The following is a 15,374-nucleotide window of genomic DNA, read 5'->3' on the forward strand; positions in this document are numbered from 1 at the left end:
GCGGCCGGGCCTGCGGACGGCCACGTGGACCGCCGTCGCGATGCGCGGGCGCGCGGCCCGGCCCGCCTCGGCCGCCCCCGCCGCCAGCCGGGGTACGAGGGTTGGGATCTGCTGGCGGTTGACTGAGTTGTGGTGCGTTTTGGTGAGCAGGGGCGAGTTTGGGGGGCCTGTCCGGTTGGTGTGTCCTGGGCCTTCTCCCTGGGGGAACGCGGGTTCTTGGGTCGAATGGGTGACCTTTGCAGATGGTGCTCGTTGACTGCGATGACGGGGTTTTTGGGCCGGGGCGGGGGTGAAGGGGTGGGCGGGTTGCGGGAGTTGGCGGCGTCGTTCGTGGTGCCCGGCCCTCCGGCAGCGGCAAGACGACCGTCTTCTCGCTCCTCCAGCGCTTCTACGACGTGGACGGCGGCCGTGTCCTCCTCGACGGCACCGACATCGCCACGCTCAGCCGCGCCGAGGTGCGCCGGCGCATCGCGTACGTGGAGCAGGACACCCCGATGCTGGCGGGCACCCTCCGCGAGAACCTCCTCTACGCCGCCCCGGACGCCACCGAGGAGGCGATCTCCCAGGTGCTGCGGGACACGCTGCTCGACTCCCTCGTCGACCGGCTCCCGGAGGGGCTCGACACCCACGTCGGCGCCTGCGGCCTCGCCCTCTCCGGGGGCGAGCGCCAGCGCCTCGCCATCGCCCGTGCCCTGCTCCGCCGCCCGCAGGTGCTGCTGCTGGACGAGGCGACGGCTCATCTCGACGGGCTGAGCGAGACCGCGCTGCGGCATACCGTGGAACGGGCGGCCCAGCACTGCACCGTCGTGCTGATCGCCCACCGGTTGTCCACGGTCACCTCCGCGGACCACAGGGTGCTGCTCGCGGACGGCCGCGTACGCGACCATGGCCGGCACGGGGAACTCCTGGGGAGGAACGAGCTGTACCGGGATCTCGCGGCCACCCAGCTGACCGCGGCAGGAGCCTGACACCGGAACCTGACGTAAACCCTGACGTCCTGACCATCCGTCAGAAATGCACACAGCAAAGGAAGACCGCATGCCGAAGGACCCGGCACCCGCGCACACGCCCGACCGTCCCCACGACGCGGCGCCCGACGACCACCGGGACGACGACCACTGGGACGACGACCACTGGGACGACGATCACTGGGACGACGAGGAGAATCCGGAGCCCGTCGTGGAACACCTCGTCCAGGACGACCTGTTCGGTGAGCTGAACGTCCGGCTGGACACCGAGCAGGGAGAAGTGATCGTCGAGGGCGAGGCGATCCCCCGGATCGTCCTGCGCCGCGACGCCGGGACCGAGGCCGAGACCCACATCCCGATCGGCACCCGGGACGGCGAGCGGCTCACGCTGACCGTCGACGGCGAGAAGGCGGTCCTCATACCCGCGAAGGGACGTCTGACCCGGGGTTCGTACCGCGTCGACGTACGGCACGCGGGCCGCGCCCACCGCCTGGTGCCCGACTCCATCCCGGGCAGCCGGCTCCTGAAGGACAAGGAACACATCGGGGACTTCTCCTCGGACGGCGACGGGCAGGTCCTGGCCGAGTGGAAGGAGGGCGCCAAGGTGGACGCGGCGGACGCGGCCCTCGGGTACGCGCTCGCCGCCGCGTTCGGCACCGGCGCGCAGCCCATGTGGATGCTCGTGATCGACGCGATCGGCGACCTCATCCCCTGACGGGACCGCCTACCGTCAAGGGCCCCGCCGGTGACGACGTCCCGGCGCGGCCCTTCATGCTTCCTGCGGTTCTGCTTCTTGCTTCTGACTTCTTGTCGTTCTGCCTTTCGTGCCGGCAGCCGGCCCGACTGCCGCCAACTGCGTGAAGGGGCCCGGAGGTTCGACAACCTCCGGGCCCCTTCACGCAGTTGGCAGTCGGCAGCCTGCCGGCTACTGGTCCTGCGACCTCTTCGGCCGCCACACCACCAGCGCGCTCGTCTGCTGCACCTCCTGGTACGGCACCAGATCGCGCCGGTACGAGGCGTGCACCGCGGCCTCGCGCTGTTGCATNCGGCCGCCACACCACCAGCGCGCTCGTCTGCTGCACCTCCTGGTACGGCACCAGATCGCGCCGGTACGAGGCGTGCACCGCGGCCTCGCGCTGTTGCATGGCCGCGGCGGCGCCGTCCAGGGCCGCTTGCATTTCCGCCATGCGGGACTGGAGGGCGGCGACCTGGTTCTCCAGTTCGATGATGCGCTTGATGCCGGCGAGGTTGATGCCCTCGTCCTGGGACAACTGCTGCACCTGGCGGAGCAGTTCGATGTCCCGGGCCGAGTAGCGTCGGCCGCGCCCCGCCGTGCGGTCGGGCGAGACCAGGCCGAGGCGGTCGTACTGGCGCAGGGTCTGCGGGTGCAGACCGGAGAGCTGGGCCGCCACGGAGATGACGTAGACCGGAGTCTCCTCGGTCAGCTCGTACGGATTGCGTCGACGGCCGTCCATCTCCTCATGCTCCCTTCGCCGCCTGGAACAACTCCGCCCGCGGGTCCTCGCCCGCGGTCGCCTCGCGATACGCCTCCAGCGCGTCACGAGCCTTGCCGGTCACGTTCGCCGGGACGGTGACCTCGACGGTGACCAGCAGGTCGCCGCGCGTACCGTCCTTGCGGACCGCGCCCTTGCCGCGGGCGCGCATCGTCCGCCCGTTGGGCGTGCCCGGCGGCACCTTCAGCGTGACCGGGGGCCCGCCCAGCGTGGGTACCTTCACCTCGCCGCCGAGCGCCGCCTCCGCGAACGTCACCGGCACCGTCACCGTGAGGTTGTCGCCCTTGCGGCCGAAGACGGGGTGGGCGCCGACGTGCACGACCACATACAGGTCGCCCGCCGGACCGCCCCGCTCGCCGGGCGCGCCCTTGCCGCGCAGGCGGATGCGCTGGCCGTCGCTCACCCCCGCCGGGATACGGACCTGCATCGTGCGCGACGACTTGGCGCGGCCGCTGCCCTTGCAGATCTCGCAGGGGTTCTCCGCCATCAGACCGCGGCCCTTGCAGTCCGGGCACGGGTCGGTGAGCGAGAAGCCGCCGCCCGAACCGCGCGCCACCTGGCCGGTGCCCACGCACGTCGGGCAGACCCGCGGTGTGCCGTTCGCGTCGCCAGTGCCCGAGCAGGCCTTGCACGGCGACTGCGAGGACATGCGCAGCGGAACCGTCGCGCCGTCCACCGCCTCCGTGAAGCTCAGCGTGACCTCGGACTCGATGTCCTGGCCGCGCCGCGGCTGCGTACGCGTGCCGGTGCCCGCGCCACCGCGGTTGAACAGGCCCCCGAAGACGTCCCCGAGCCCGCCGCCGAAGCCGCCGCCGGCACCGCCCGCCCCGCCCTGGGGCGCGCCTCCGAAGAGGTCGCCCAGGTCGAAGTTGAAGGTGCCGGCACCGCCGGCGCCGGGGCCGGGCCGGAAGCCGCCGTTGCCGAAGAGGGCACGTGCCTCGTCGTACTCCTTGCGCTTCTTGGGGTCGCCGAGGATGTCGTTCGCCTCGGAGACCTCCTTGAAGCGGTCTTCCGCCTTGGCGTTTCCCTTGTTGGCGTCCGGGTGGAACTCGCGGGCGAGCTTCCGGTACGCCTTCTTGATCTCGGCCTCGGTCGCGTCCTTGGGGACGCCGAGGACCTTGTAGTAGTCCTTCTCGATGAAGTCCTTGGTGCTCATCCTCGACGTCCCTCCTTCCTTCTCACGCGCCGTAGGGTCCGTACGTTCATTCGTACGCCCCGTACGTCGCCGACGTCAGCCCTCGTCCGGGCCACCGTTCTCCTTGTCGTCGGCGTTGTCGGCCGCCGGCTGGGCCTCATCGGCCTTGACCGTCTGCGCGCCAGGCTGCGGCTCGGCGACCGCCACACGCGCGGGGCGGATGGTGCGCTCGCCGAATCGATACCCCGGCTGCAGAATCGCCACGCACGTCGTCTCGGTGACGTCCGGTGCGTAACTGTGCATCAGGGCCTCGTGGATCGTCGGGTCGAAGGGCTCGCCCTCCTTGCCGAACTGCTGCAGTCCCAACTTGGCCGCGACGGTCTCCAGCGACTCGGCCACCGACTTGAACCCACCGACCAGCTCGCCGTGGTCCCGCGCGCGGCCGATGTCGTCGAGCACGGGCAGGAGCTCGGTCAGGAGGTTCGCGATGGCGATCTCCTTGACCGTGATCCGGTCGCGCTCGACCCGGCGACGGTAGTTCTGGTACTCGGCCGAGAGCCGCTGGAGATCCGCCGTGCGCTCACCGAGCGCCGTGCGCACCTGGTCCAGCTGGGCCGTCAGACCCGCCGTCTGCTGTGCTGCCTGTGCTGCTGCCGCGTCCCCCGCCGGGGCCGCCCCCTCCTCGGAGGCGGCCTTCGGCTCGGCGTCTTCAGGGGTGGCGCCGGAAGGGACGTCGGGCTGCTGGTCGTCGAAGCCCGGGGTCTCCTCCGTCACGCGGCACCGTCCTTCCGGTCCTTCTCGTCGTCGACGATCTCGGCGTCGACGACATCGTCGTCTGCCTTGGCCTGCGCGCCCTCGTCCTCGGCGGCACCCTCGGGACCGCCCGCGGCCTGCGTGCCCTGGGCGTCGGCGTACATCGCCTGGCCCAGCTTCTGCGAGACGGCGGCGACCTTCTCGGTGGCCGTACGGATCTCGGCGGTGTCCTCGCCCTTGAGCGCGGTCTTCAGCTCCTCGACGGAGGCCTCGACCTCGGTCTTGACCTCACCGGGGACCTTGTCCTCGTTGTCCTTGAGGAACTTCTCCGTCTGGTAGACGAGCTGCTCGCCCTGGTTGCGGCTCTCGGCGGCCTCGCGGCGGCGGTGGTCCTCCTCCGCGTACTGCTCGGCCTCCTGGCGCATGCGGTCGACCTCGTCCTTCGGCAGCGAGGAGCCGCCGGTGACGGTCATCTTCTGCTCCTTGCCCGTGCCCAGGTCCTTCGCGGTCACGTGCATGATGCCGTTGGCGTCGATGTCGAAGGAGACCTCGATCTGCGGGACGCCGCGCGGGGCCGGCGGCAGACCGGTCAGCTCGAACATCCCGAGCTTCTTGTTGTACGCCGCGATCTCGCGCTCGCCCTGGTAGACCTGGATCTGCACGGACGGCTGGTTGTCCTCGGCGGTGGTGAAGATCTCCGAGCGCTTGGTCGGGATCGTCGTGTTCCGCTCGATGAGCTTGGTCATGATGCCGCCCTTGGTCTCGATACCGAGGGACAGCGGGGTCACGTCGAGGAGCAGGACGTCCTTGACCTCACCCTTGAGCACACCGGCCTGGAGCGAGGCGCCGATGGCGACGACCTCGTCCGGGTTCACACCCTTGTTGGCCTCCTTGCCGCCGGTCAGGTCCTTGACGAGCTCGGCGACGGCGGGCATACGGGTGGAGCCACCGACGAGAACGACGTGGTCGATCTCGCTCAGCTGGATGCCGGCGTCCTTGATGACGTTGTGGAACGGCGTCTTGCACCGCTCCAGCAGGTCGGCCGTCAGCTGCTGGAACTGGGCGCGCGTGAGCTTCTCGTCCAGGTGCAGCGGGCCTTCGGCGGAGGCGGTGATGTAGGGCAGGTTGATCGAGGTCTCGGTGGAGCTCGACAGCTCGATCTTCGCCTTCTCAGCGGCCTCACGGAGGCGCTGGAGGGCCATCTTGTCCTTGCCGAGGTCCACGCCGTGGCCGCTGTTGAACTGCTTGACCAGGTAGTCGACGATGCGCTGGTCCCAGTCGTCACCACCGAGGTGGTTGTCACCGTTGGTGGCCTTCACCTCGACGACGCCGTCGCCGATCTCCAGCAGCGAGACGTCGAACGTGCCGCCACCGAGGTCGAAGACGAGAATGGTCTGGTCGTCCTTGTCGAGGCCGTAGGCCAGAGCCGCGGCGGTGGGCTCGTTGACAATACGGAGCACGTTGAGCCCGGCGATCTCGCCGGCCTCCTTCGTCGCCTGCCGCTCGGAGTCGTTGAAGTACGCCGGAACGGTGATGACGGCGTCCGTGACCTTCTCACCGAGATACGACTCGGCGTCCCGCTTCAGCTTCTGCAGGATGAACGCGGAGATCTGCTGGGGGTTGAAGTCCTTCCCGTCCAGGTTGATCTTCCAGTCAGTGCCCATGTGACGCTTCACGGACCGAATGGTCCGGTCCACGTTGGTGACCGCCTGGCGCTTAGCGACCTCTCCGACGAGCACCTCACCGTTCTTGGCGAAGGCGACGACGGACGGCGTGGTCCTGGCGCCCTCGGCGTTGGTGATGACGGTGGGCTCACCGCCCTCCAGAACGCTGACGACCGAGTTAGTCGTGCCCAGGTCGATGCCGACCGCACGTGCCATTTCAATTCCTCCAGCTGACTTGAGTGGATCAGGCTCAAGGATGCATGAAGGATGGAATGCAGTCAACAGACCTGAGTCCTGCCGACTCAACTTTTATCTAGGCCTTATCCGCAATCAGGCGCCTGACCTCCGGGCGTGCCCCGTAATCTCCGACGTGACCCGTACCTCCGACGTGATCCGTACCTCCGGCGTGGCCACAGACGGGCAGCGCGACAGAAGGGCTGAGGGTTACAACTCGTCGTTGGCCGGGTCGTACGCGTTGTAGAGGCGCGTGGGCAGCGGCTTGTCCTCGCGCAACGCCTTGAACAGTGCCTTGGCCTGACGCTTGACCGGCTTGTAGCGGCCCCAGCGGTCGGGGTCCTCCACGCTGGGGATGGTGACGATCGACGTCCGGCTCTGGGGGATGCCGGCCGCACTGTTCACCAAACCGTACAACTCCCTCAGCGAGTCGAGTCCCGGGTCGGCGGTCAGCGAACGGGTCAGCGCGTTCAGGACCGGGAAGAGCCGGGTCGTGTCCTCCAGTACGCCGCCGCTCCGCGCCCCTGCCAGCAGATCGCGCAGGAACAGCTTCTGCCGTTCGATGCGCTGCAGATCACTGCCGTCACCGACACCGGAACGGCCGCGCACCAGGACGAGCGCCTGATGCCCGTTGAGATGCTGCTTGCCGGGCCGCAGCACGAGCTTGTCGCCCGGCACCTTCACCTTCTGCGGCACGTCGACCTGTACACCGCCCATCGCGTCCACGACCTTCCGGAAACCGGTGAAGTCGATGATGAGGTGATGATCGACACGTACCCCGGTGAGCTCCTCGAAGGTACGGATGGCGCAGGCCGCCCCGCCGAACTGGAAGGCCCAGTTGAACTGGGCGTACTGGGCACGGCTGGTGCCGCCGTCCGGCTTGCGGCAGCGGGGGATCTGGACCATCAGGTCGCGGGGCACACTGACCAGGGCGGCCCGGCTGCGGTCCGCCGACAGGTGCAGCAGGATGGTGACGTCCGAGCGCTGACTGTCGCGCACGGCCTCCAGGTCGGAGCCCAGCAGCAGGATGTTCTGCGCCCCGGGCGCCATCGACTTGGGCCGTACGGCCCTGTCGGCGTCGAGCGCGCGGGCCGGGGCGTCGTCACTGCGGATGTTGCCGTCGAGGTGCGCGTACGTCCCGCCGCCCACGGCGACCGCCGCGATGAGCAGCAGCCCGGAACCCAGTGCGACCAGCCGCACCCAGCGGCGATCGGGGAACAAATCACGTACTTGCATGGACGATTCCCTGTCCCTCCGGTTGCGGCATCGAGGTGACACCGGAGGGCCTCGCCCGGCCGGGCCGTCTACAAGTTATCCTTTATGTCCAAATATGAGGCGATAACACGGCTACCCCAGAGAGAACACCCACGGAAGGGCGGTTCCACCGACACGCGGCCGCTCAGGCTTGCCTCAGCGACACAGATCACCGCGCCCCCGGCTACAGCGCGGCGACAGAAGTGAGTAGTCTCAGACGGACTGCCTAAGTTACCCAGCAGTAATCACCGCATTCCGTATTCTGAGAACTTCCCCCTCGCAGGCCCGAGGAGCCCCCATGCAGCTCGCCGCGATCATCGTGTCGCTAGTCCTGACCGTGGTCGGCGTTGCGCTCATTGCCCGAGCCGTCGCGCAGATCTACCGGCACATCACACTCGGACAGCCGGTCCCGGCCGGCTCCCGCACCGACGACCCGAAGGCCCGCACCGTCACGCTGGTCAAGGAGTTCCTCGGCCACACACGGATGAACCGGTGGGGAATCGTCGGCTTCGCGCACTGGTTCGTCGCGATCGGCTTCCTGACGCTGCCGCCGACCCTCGCGCAGGCCTACGGGCAGCTCTTCAAGGCCGACTGGACCCTTCCGGTGCTCGGCGGCTTCCTGCCGTTCGAGATGTACATCGAGTTCATCGGCCTGATGACGGTCGTCGGCATCCTCACGCTGATCGTGATCCGGCTGCTGAACCTGCCCTCCCGGGCCGGGCGCAAGTCACGGTTCGCGGGCTCCAAGGCCTGGCAGGCGTACTTCGTCGAGTACGTCATCCTCACCATCGGTCTCGCGATCCTCGCCCTGCGCGGGCTTGAGGGCGCGATCCACCACGTCGACCACTACGAGGCCGCGTACTTCGTCTCGTACCCGCTGGTCGTCGCCTTCGACGGGGTCGGCCTCGAGACGCTGCAGAACCTCATCTACTTCACCGCGATGATCAAGATCGGTGTCTCACTGATCTGGATGATCACGGTCTCCCTCAACACCAACATGGGTGTGGCCTGGCACCGCTTCCTGGCCTTCCCCAACATCTGGTTCAAGCGCAACGCGACCGGTGAGACCGCGCTGGGCGCGCTGCAGCCGATGACGTCGGGCGGCGAGCCGATCGACTTCACCGACCCGGGCGAGGACGACGTCTTCGGTGTCTCCCAGGTCGAGCAGTTCTCCTGGAAGGGCCTCCTCGACTTCTCCACCTGCACCGAGTGCGGGCGGTGCCAGTCGCAGTGCCCCGCCTGGAACACCGGCAAGCCCCTCTCCCCGAAGCTCCTGATCATGTCGCTGCGCGACCACGCGCACGCCAAGGCGCCGTATCTCCTGGCCGGCGGCGGCAAGTCCATGGAGGGCGAGGAGAAGGCGAGCGAGGAGCAGCTGAAGGACGTGCCCGCCGCCGCCCTCGCCGAGGCCGAGCGTCCGTTGATCGGAACCCTCGAAGAGAACGGCGTCATCGACCCCGACGTGCTGTGGTCCTGCACCACCTGCGGTGCGTGCGTCGAGCAGTGCCCGGTCGACATCGAGCACGTCGACCACATCGTCGACATGCGCCGCTACCAGGTGATGATCGAGTCCGCGTTCCCGTCCGAGGCGGGCACGATGCTCAAGAACCTGGAGAAGAAGGGCAACCCCTGGGGGCTGGCCAAGAAGCAGCGCCTGGAGTGGACCAAGGAGGTCGACTTCGAGGTGCCCGTCGTCGGCAAGGACATCGAGGACCTCAGCGAAGTCGACTACCTGTACTGGGTCGGCTGCGCGGGTGCCCTCGAAGACCGCGCCAAGAAGACGACGAAGGCCTTCGCCGAGCTGCTGCACATCGCGGGCGTCAAGTTCGCGATCATGGGCGGCGACGAGAAGTGCACCGGCGACTCCGCCCGCCGCCTGGGCAACGAGCCCCTCTTCCAGGAGCTCGGCATGGAGAACGTGGCCTCGCTGAACATGGCATTCGGCGAGGACGACGAGGACGAGAGCACCAAGAAGCCGAAGTCCGCGAAGAAGATCGTCTCCACCTGCCCGCACTGCTTCAACACCATCGCCAACGAGTACCCGCAGCTCGGCGGCGACTACGAGGTCATCCACCACACGCAGCTGCTCCAGCACCTCATCGACGAGGGCAAGCTCATCCCCGTCACCCCCGTCGAGGGTCTGATCACCTACCACGACCCCTGCTACCTGGGCCGCCACAACAAGGTCTACACGCCCCCGCGCGAGATCATGACCGCCGTACCGGGCCTGCGCCAGCAGGAGATGCACCGCCACAAGGAGCGCGGCTTCTGCTGCGGCGCCGGTGGTGCCCGGATGTGGATGGAGGAGCGCATCGGCAAGCGCATCAACAACGAGCGGGTGGATGAGGCGCTGTCCCTCAACCCCGACATCGTGTCGACCGCCTGCCCGTTCTGCCTCGTCATGCTCACCGACTCCGTCAACGGCAAGAAGAACGACGGCAAGGCGAAGGAGTCCATCCAGGTCGTCGACGTCGCCCAGCTGCTGCTCGACTCCGTCAAGACTCCGGTCGACGACGAGCCGCCGGCCGACGAACCCGAGTCGGAGAACGAGCCGGAGCCCGCGCCGGTGAAGTAGCGCATCACTACAGGCGCGGCCCCACAACGAAGCACCCCATGTCCCTGGTCGATCCGGGGACATGGGGTGTTGTCGTTCCTCGGGACAAGGCGAGGTGGAGCACGGGCTTTCGGTCAGCCGGCGTCCGGAACGTAGGTCAGGTCGAGTACACCGGTCTGGAACGTCTCGGACTTGACCAGCTTCAGCGGATGGGTCGGGGTGTCCTCGAACAGCCGCTGCCCACGGCCGACCACGATCGGGTGGACGAGGAGGTGCAACTCGTCGAGCAGACCATGGGCGAGCAGCCACCGCACGGTCGTCGCGCTGCCGGACATCTGGATGTCTCCGTCGGCCTGCTCCTTGATCTCGCGAAGCCGGGCCGCGGCGTCGCCGGAGATGACGGTGGTGTTGTTCCAGTCCGCCTTCTCCAGCGTGTTCGACACGACGTACTTGCGGGCGTTGTTGATGAACGTGGCGAAGTCCTGGTCCGCATCCGTCGCGGTCCAGTACGCGGACCACTCGTCGTACAGCGTGCGGCCCATCAGGAAACCCGCCGCGGTCTGCATGCCCGCCTCGATCGAGGCGCCCATCTCGTCGTTGAAGTACGGGAAGTGCCACTTGTCCGGCGACTCGACCACACCGTCCAGCGAGATGAAGAAGTTCGAGACGATCTTGCCCATTGTCCTGCTCCCTTGTCGTCGGCTTACGAAGAGATGGACCCCGGGCGGGCCCGAAAGTCATCGCTCCGGCACCCCCCGGCCGTGACCGACACCCGACAAAGACGGGTACGGCCTGATAACGAAGCACACCATGCCCCTGGTCCTGAAGGGAGGCATACGGTGTTGTCGTCGCATGAGCGTCTCAGGGACCGTACGGGCAGCGCGGGAGAAAGCGCGGCAAACAGCGCGGGGCGCGGTGCGGAACGCCGTCGCGGCGGCGTGCTGCCTCGTGCTGGGCGCCGTCGCCGGGTGCGGCCCGGACGGCGGCGGCGGAGACGGTACGCCGGACCAGCAGCCCTCGACGGCTCCCGTGACCGCCGCTCCCGTACCCCGAGGCGACGGCGGCAGGATCCCGGACGACGTGAACGGCGACGGCTACCCGGACCTCGCGTACGTCACCTCGTACGGCAAGCCCGCCCAATTCGACTTCTACAACGACCAGCGTTCCATCGTCATCGTCTACGGTTCCGCCAAGGGCCTCGACCCCGCGACCCGCACCGTCCTGAAACCGGGAAACCCGGCCCTCCCCGACCCGCTGACGACGATCGAGCCGTACCCCGTCTCCGCCGACCTCGACGCCGACGGGTACGCGGACCTGAAGTTCGGCCGGCACGTCGTCTGGGGCGGCCCGACCGGACCCGATCCGGACACCCCGAGCACCGACCTGCCCGAACTCACCGGCACTCCCGGCGACTTCGACGGCGACGGCCGTTTCGACCTGCCGGACGTCGAGGACACCCAGGACAACCCCACCTTCCGCGTCCTGTACGGACCCTTCGACCGGGACGGCACCCCGTCCCGGCGCGGCGACAGCCGCCCGGACCCCGTGAACCACCCCGACTCCTACAACGCGTACTCGCTCCGGGCCGTCGACGCGGACGGCGACCGGACCGCCGACCTCGTCGCCGCCAAGAGCGCCGACGGCGAGCAGAGGGAGGTCTTCCTGCTCAACGCGGGTGACGGGCCCGGCGGATTCGCCGCGCAGGCAAGGAGGTTGAGGGTCGGCAGCGCGATCGCCTCCGGTGACTTCGACGGAGACGGCAAGGGCGATGTGGTCGTCGGCGACAACGGCAGCCGCAACAACGAGCCGGGGTACGAGACCGAGGCACCGGAGGTGGACGGCACGCTCACCGTCTACTTCGGCGACGGAGGCACGCCCCAGTCCCTCGACCTGGACATCAGGAGCGACTATCTCGCCGGCGACACCGACGGCGACGGCCGCGACGAACTGCTGGTCGGGCAGACGGTGCCCGGCTCCGCCAGGCCGGAGATCACCGTGATCCCCGGCAGCCCGCAGGGGCTCGACGAGGAGAAACTCCGCACCCTCCGCCGCACCGGCCCCGCCCGCGTCCCCGGCGCCACCCGTGACCTCGCGGCCGGCAAGCGGTACGCCCACCTCGCCGCCGTACGCGACTTCGACCAGGACGGCCGCTGTGAGGTCGTTCTGCGCTGGACGCTGCCGACGCAGGGACCGTCATATGTCTGGGTCCTGGAAGGGGACAAGGACGTGGTGACGTTCCAGGACGGCCACCTGACGGGCGCGCAGTGACCGACTTCCGGGTTACTGCCCAGTGACTTATGGCTGTCAGGCACGCATCATGTGCAGGTTGCTGTCTCACGATGTGGTCGAGGTTGATGTGACTAAGGGGAACTGCGGGATACGTGTGGTGGGCGCTGTCGCGGGCGCCGCGCTGCTGCTCAGCGGCTGCGGGTCCGCCTCGCACGACGCGCGGCCCGCCGCCAAGCGCCGCCCCGTGGGCATGGCGCACCAGGGTTCCGCCCCGCTCCCCGTACCGAAGGGCAAGGGGAGCAAAACCCCCGACGACTTCAACGGAGACGGCCACCGCGACCTCGTCCTCAACGACCTGGTGAAGGGCGAGAGTCACGGGGACGACGCGGGCATCGGTGTCGTCTACGGCACGAGCCGTGGACTCGCCCCGGCGGCACGGCAGTTGCTGAGCCCGGCCAAGCTCGCGGCGCGCACGAAGGGGCAGTTGCCCGCCGTCTTCGACGCCGAGGCGAGCTGTGACCTCGACAAGGACGGGTTCACGGATCTCGTCGTCTCGACCGATCCGCCGTACGACGGGCAGGGGCAGCCACCGGTGCCGTTGCAGATCCTCTTCGGTTCGCCCCAGGGGCTGGCCGGGCAGGCGGTGAAACTGGCGATCCCCGCGCGGGCGCGTTTCGGCAACGACTGGCCGGACCAGCCGGTGTGCGGGGACTTCGACGGAGACGAAGCCCAGGACATGGTCGTGCACGCCTCGGACGGCCGGCTCAGCTTTCTGCGCGGCCCGTTCACGCGCAAGGGCGCCCCGCGCGCGGCGGGAGCGCCGGTGGTCCCGGCGGGCGAGGTGGCGGGCAACGTCCCCACGGGTCCGGCCGTCGACGTCAACCGCGACGGCTACGACGACCTGCTCGTCCGTACCGCCGAGGGCCGTGCCGCCGCCGCGGTCGTCCTGGGCGGACCGGCCGGGCCCACCCGCCCCGGCTTCTCCCTCCCCACCGGCAGCGATGTGGTCTTCGGCCGCTTCGGCAAGGGCAAGGGCCTGGACGCGGCGATCGGTTCGGCGGGCGGGACCGCGCTGCGGTACGAGGTGCCGGGCACCCTGCGCGGCGAACTCGCGGTCCCGGGCACCGCCTTGGACACCGGGGACTTCGACGGGGACGGGCTCAGTGAACTCGTCTCCTCCGGTACGGAGTTGAAGGTGTTCCGGGGACGTGAGGGCGGCCTGTCCGCGTCGGACGTGAGCACCGTGCGGCCGCCGGCCCGGGGCACGACCCGTGTCCTCGCCGTCGCCGACTTCACCGGGGACGGGCGGGCGGACCTGGCCGTGCGGACGTACCGGGGAGAGACGAAGGACACCGTCGCGGTGTACGCGGGCGAGAAGGCGGGGCAGACTGGCGGCCCGGTGGCGGCCGGGCCACGGATCACCTTCTCCACCGCCGAGTTCCTCAGGACGAACTGAGGACGAACCGGGTTCGAGGCGAAGAGGGTGCGGCTCTTCACGCCCGACGACATCGGCGTACCGCTGCGGCTGACGTAGGCCCTGTCGTCCCGGGCCCGGCGGGCCCGGTTCACCTCATGGCCACCCGCGCACAACCCTTCGTAAGCCCCGGGAGTCACACACGCGAACTCAGTATCCCCAGCATCGGGAGTGGCTCGTGCGTGCAAAGAAGCTGGCCGTCGCGGCATCCGTGGCCACTCTCGCGGCGGCGGGGCTGACGTTGCCCCTCGCCGGTTCCGCGTCCGCGGCCTCCACGCTGAAGGACGACTTCAACGGTGACGGCTACCGCGACCTGGTGATCGGCACACCGAAGGCGAACGCCGTGACCGTGACCTTCGGTTCCGCGAGCGGCGTCCAGCCGGCCAACTCCGTGACCGTCACCCAGAACACCTCGGGCGTGCCCGGCGTGCTGGAGGCGGAGGACGAGTTCGGCGAGAACGTGACCAGCGGTGATGTGAACGGGGACGGCTTCGCGGACCTGATCGTCGGCGCGCCCGGCGAGAAGGTGACCGGTAAGCCCGACGGTTCGATGACGATCGTCTGGGGCGGTGCCTCCGGCTTCAAGACCGGCGGCATGGTCCTGAACGCGCCCTCCGCCGAGGACGTCCGCTTCGGCGAGGGCGCCTCCTTCGTCGACCTCGACGGCGACGAGAGCGGCAATCTCGTGGTCGTCTCCGCGGGCCGCTTCTGGTGGTACGCGGACGGGGTGCCCTCCGGCAGCGCGCTCGGCCCGGAGTTCGACTTCCTGCCCGACGGGGTGACCCTCGACGGAGTCGTGGGCGGCCACTTCTCCGGCACCAGCGGCAGCGACTACGTGCTGTACGGGAAGGGCGCGACGGGGCACGGGTACGCCGGCTACCTCAAGGGCGGTCCGGGCGACCTCGGCTACTCGTACAAGCCGCTGATGCAGAACTCGACCGGCACCGGTGTGGACGAGGTCGCGGTCGCCGCCGCCGACACCAACAAGAACGGCTACGACGACCTGGTCATCGGGGCTCCGGACTCGATCAACGGCGGCGAGGTCTACTTGTGGCCGGGCAGCGCGCGTGGTCTGGACGAGGACGACTACCCCAGGCGGACGTACGACCAGGGGAACGCGAACGTCCCCGGCGACCCCGAGACGGGTGACCGCTTCGGTGCCTCGGTCGCGGTCGGCGATGTGACGGGTGACGGTTACCTGGAGGTCGCGGTCGGCGTGCCCGGCGAGACCGTGGGCTCGGTCGCCCGCACCGGCAACGTCGTCGTCCTCAAGGGCGCCCCCGGCGAGCTCGACGACGGCGGCGCCTCCTGGCACCAGGCCACCTCGGGTGTGCCCGGCGCGGCGGAGACGGACGACCACTTCGGCTCCGCCGTCCAGCTCAAGGACATCAACAAGAACGGCTACGCGGACCTCGCGGCCGGGGCGAACGGCGAGGACATCGGCACGGCGGCCGACGCGGGAGCGGTCTGGGTGCTGCGTGGTGGCTCGACGGGCCTGACCACGACGTCGGTGACCTCCTTCAACGGCTCGGACTTCGGCCTCGGCGGCGCGGGGCTCCGCTTCGGCTCCGTCCTTCGGTAACCCCCCTTTCCTC

The 15,374-nt window shown here is 69.2% G+C and carries 10 protein-coding genes and 2 pseudogenes; 6 read left to right on the plus strand and 6 right to left on the minus strand.

The features are described 5' to 3' along the window. Positions 1 to 308: 308 nt before the first annotated feature. Positions 309 to 968, plus strand: a pseudogene (locus FGD71_RS13440) (ATP-binding cassette domain-containing protein); the annotation flags it as partial. A 70-nt stretch (positions 969 to 1,038) separates the two neighbouring features. Further along, the gene (locus FGD71_RS13445; protein ID WP_240436567.1) at positions 1,039 to 1,683 is read left to right on the plus strand and encodes a hypothetical protein; all 645 of its coding nucleotides are present in this window, start codon (positions 1,039 to 1,041) and stop codon (positions 1,681 to 1,683) included. Between the two features lie 331 nt (positions 1,684 to 2,014). Here the strand turns inward: FGD71_RS13445 and FGD71_RS13455 are convergent. The 5 genes and pseudogenes from FGD71_RS13455 to FGD71_RS13475 form a co-directional block, all read right to left on the minus strand. Further along, positions 2,015 to 2,443 (minus strand): annotated as a pseudogene (locus FGD71_RS13455) (heat shock protein transcriptional repressor HspR); the annotation flags it as partial. Between the two features lie 4 nt (positions 2,444 to 2,447). Then, the gene (gene dnaJ, locus FGD71_RS13460) at positions 2,448 to 3,638 is read right to left on the minus strand and encodes a molecular chaperone DnaJ (RefSeq protein WP_119100665.1); all 1,191 of its coding nucleotides are present in this window, start codon (positions 3,636 to 3,638) and stop codon (positions 2,448 to 2,450) included. Positions 3,639 to 3,713: 75 nt separating this feature from the next. Beyond that, positions 3,714 to 4,391 (minus strand): nucleotide exchange factor GrpE, encoded by a 678-nt coding sequence (gene grpE, locus FGD71_RS13465; protein ID WP_119100666.1) that lies wholly within the window; start codon positions 4,389 to 4,391, stop codon positions 3,714 to 3,716. Next, on the minus strand, positions 4,388 to 6,250 hold the full coding sequence (gene dnaK / locus FGD71_RS13470) for a molecular chaperone DnaK (protein ID WP_119100667.1): 1,863 nt from the start codon (positions 6,248 to 6,250) through the stop codon (positions 4,388 to 4,390). Before dnaK ends, grpE begins: the two co-directional genes overlap by 4 nt. Positions 6,251 to 6,478: 228 nt before the next feature. Then, positions 6,479 to 7,504 carry an LCP family protein gene (locus tag FGD71_RS13475; RefSeq protein ID WP_119100668.1) on the minus strand — a complete coding sequence of 342 codons (1,026 nt, stop codon included), beginning with the start codon at positions 7,502 to 7,504 and terminating at the stop codon, positions 6,479 to 6,481. A gap of 316 nt (positions 7,505 to 7,820) precedes the next feature. On the opposite strand from FGD71_RS13475, the gene FGD71_RS13480 reads away from it, so the two are divergent. Further along, positions 7,821 to 10,097, plus strand: a complete 2,277-nt coding sequence (locus FGD71_RS13480) for a (Fe-S)-binding protein (RefSeq protein WP_119100669.1) — start codon at positions 7,821 to 7,823, stop codon at positions 10,095 to 10,097. 113 nt (positions 10,098 to 10,210) lie between these two features. Here FGD71_RS13480 and FGD71_RS13485 read toward each other — a convergent pair whose 3' ends face one another. After that, complete coding sequence (locus FGD71_RS13485) at positions 10,211 to 10,756, minus strand: dihydrofolate reductase family protein (protein ID WP_119100670.1); 546 nt, start codon at positions 10,754 to 10,756, stop codon at positions 10,211 to 10,213. A gap of 172 nt (positions 10,757 to 10,928) precedes the next feature. On the opposite strand from FGD71_RS13485, the gene FGD71_RS13490 reads away from it, so the two are divergent. From FGD71_RS13490 to FGD71_RS13500, 3 genes are all read left to right on the plus strand, one after another. Continuing rightward, entirely contained in the window at positions 10,929 to 12,344 is a 1,416-nt protein-coding gene (locus FGD71_RS13490) for an FG-GAP repeat protein (RefSeq protein WP_140935885.1), read from the plus strand. 88 nt (positions 12,345 to 12,432) lie between these two features. Next, positions 12,433 to 13,761 (plus strand): FG-GAP repeat domain-containing protein, encoded by a 1,329-nt coding sequence (locus FGD71_RS13495; protein WP_420878284.1) that lies wholly within the window; start codon positions 12,433 to 12,435, stop codon positions 13,759 to 13,761. Positions 13,762 to 13,957: 196 nt separating this feature from the next. Further along, the gene (locus tag FGD71_RS13500) at positions 13,958 to 15,361 is read left to right on the plus strand and encodes an FG-GAP-like repeat-containing protein (RefSeq protein ID WP_119100673.1); all 1,404 of its coding nucleotides are present in this window, start codon (positions 13,958 to 13,960) and stop codon (positions 15,359 to 15,361) included. Positions 15,362 to 15,374 lie beyond the last annotated feature (13 nt).

This window comes from Streptomyces sporangiiformans (assembly GCF_005768555.2).
Lineage (GTDB): Bacteria > Actinomycetota > Actinomycetes > Streptomycetales > Streptomycetaceae > Streptomyces > Streptomyces sporangiiformans.

Coding starts and splice junctions, on each gene's coding strand:
- FGD71_RS13475 (WP_119100668.1), bottom strand. CDS start 7,504: ATGCAAGTACGTGATTTGTTCCCCGATCGCCGCTGGGTGCGGCTGGTC.
- FGD71_RS13490 (WP_140935885.1), top strand. CDS start 10,929: ATGAGCGTCTCAGGGACCGTACGGGCAGCGCGGGAGAAAGCGCGGCAA.
- FGD71_RS13445 (WP_240436567.1), top strand. CDS start 1,039: ATGCCGAAGGACCCGGCACCCGCGCACACGCCCGACCGTCCCCACGAC.
- FGD71_RS13480 (WP_119100669.1), top strand. CDS start 7,821: ATGCAGCTCGCCGCGATCATCGTGTCGCTAGTCCTGACCGTGGTCGGC.
- dnaJ (WP_119100665.1), bottom strand. CDS start 3,638: ATGAGCACCAAGGACTTCATCGAGAAGGACTACTACAAGGTCCTCGGC.
- FGD71_RS13485 (WP_119100670.1), bottom strand. CDS start 10,756: ATGGGCAAGATCGTCTCGAACTTCTTCATCTCGCTGGACGGTGTGGTC.
- dnaK (WP_119100667.1), bottom strand. CDS start 6,250: ATGGCACGTGCGGTCGGCATCGACCTGGGCACGACTAACTCGGTCGTC.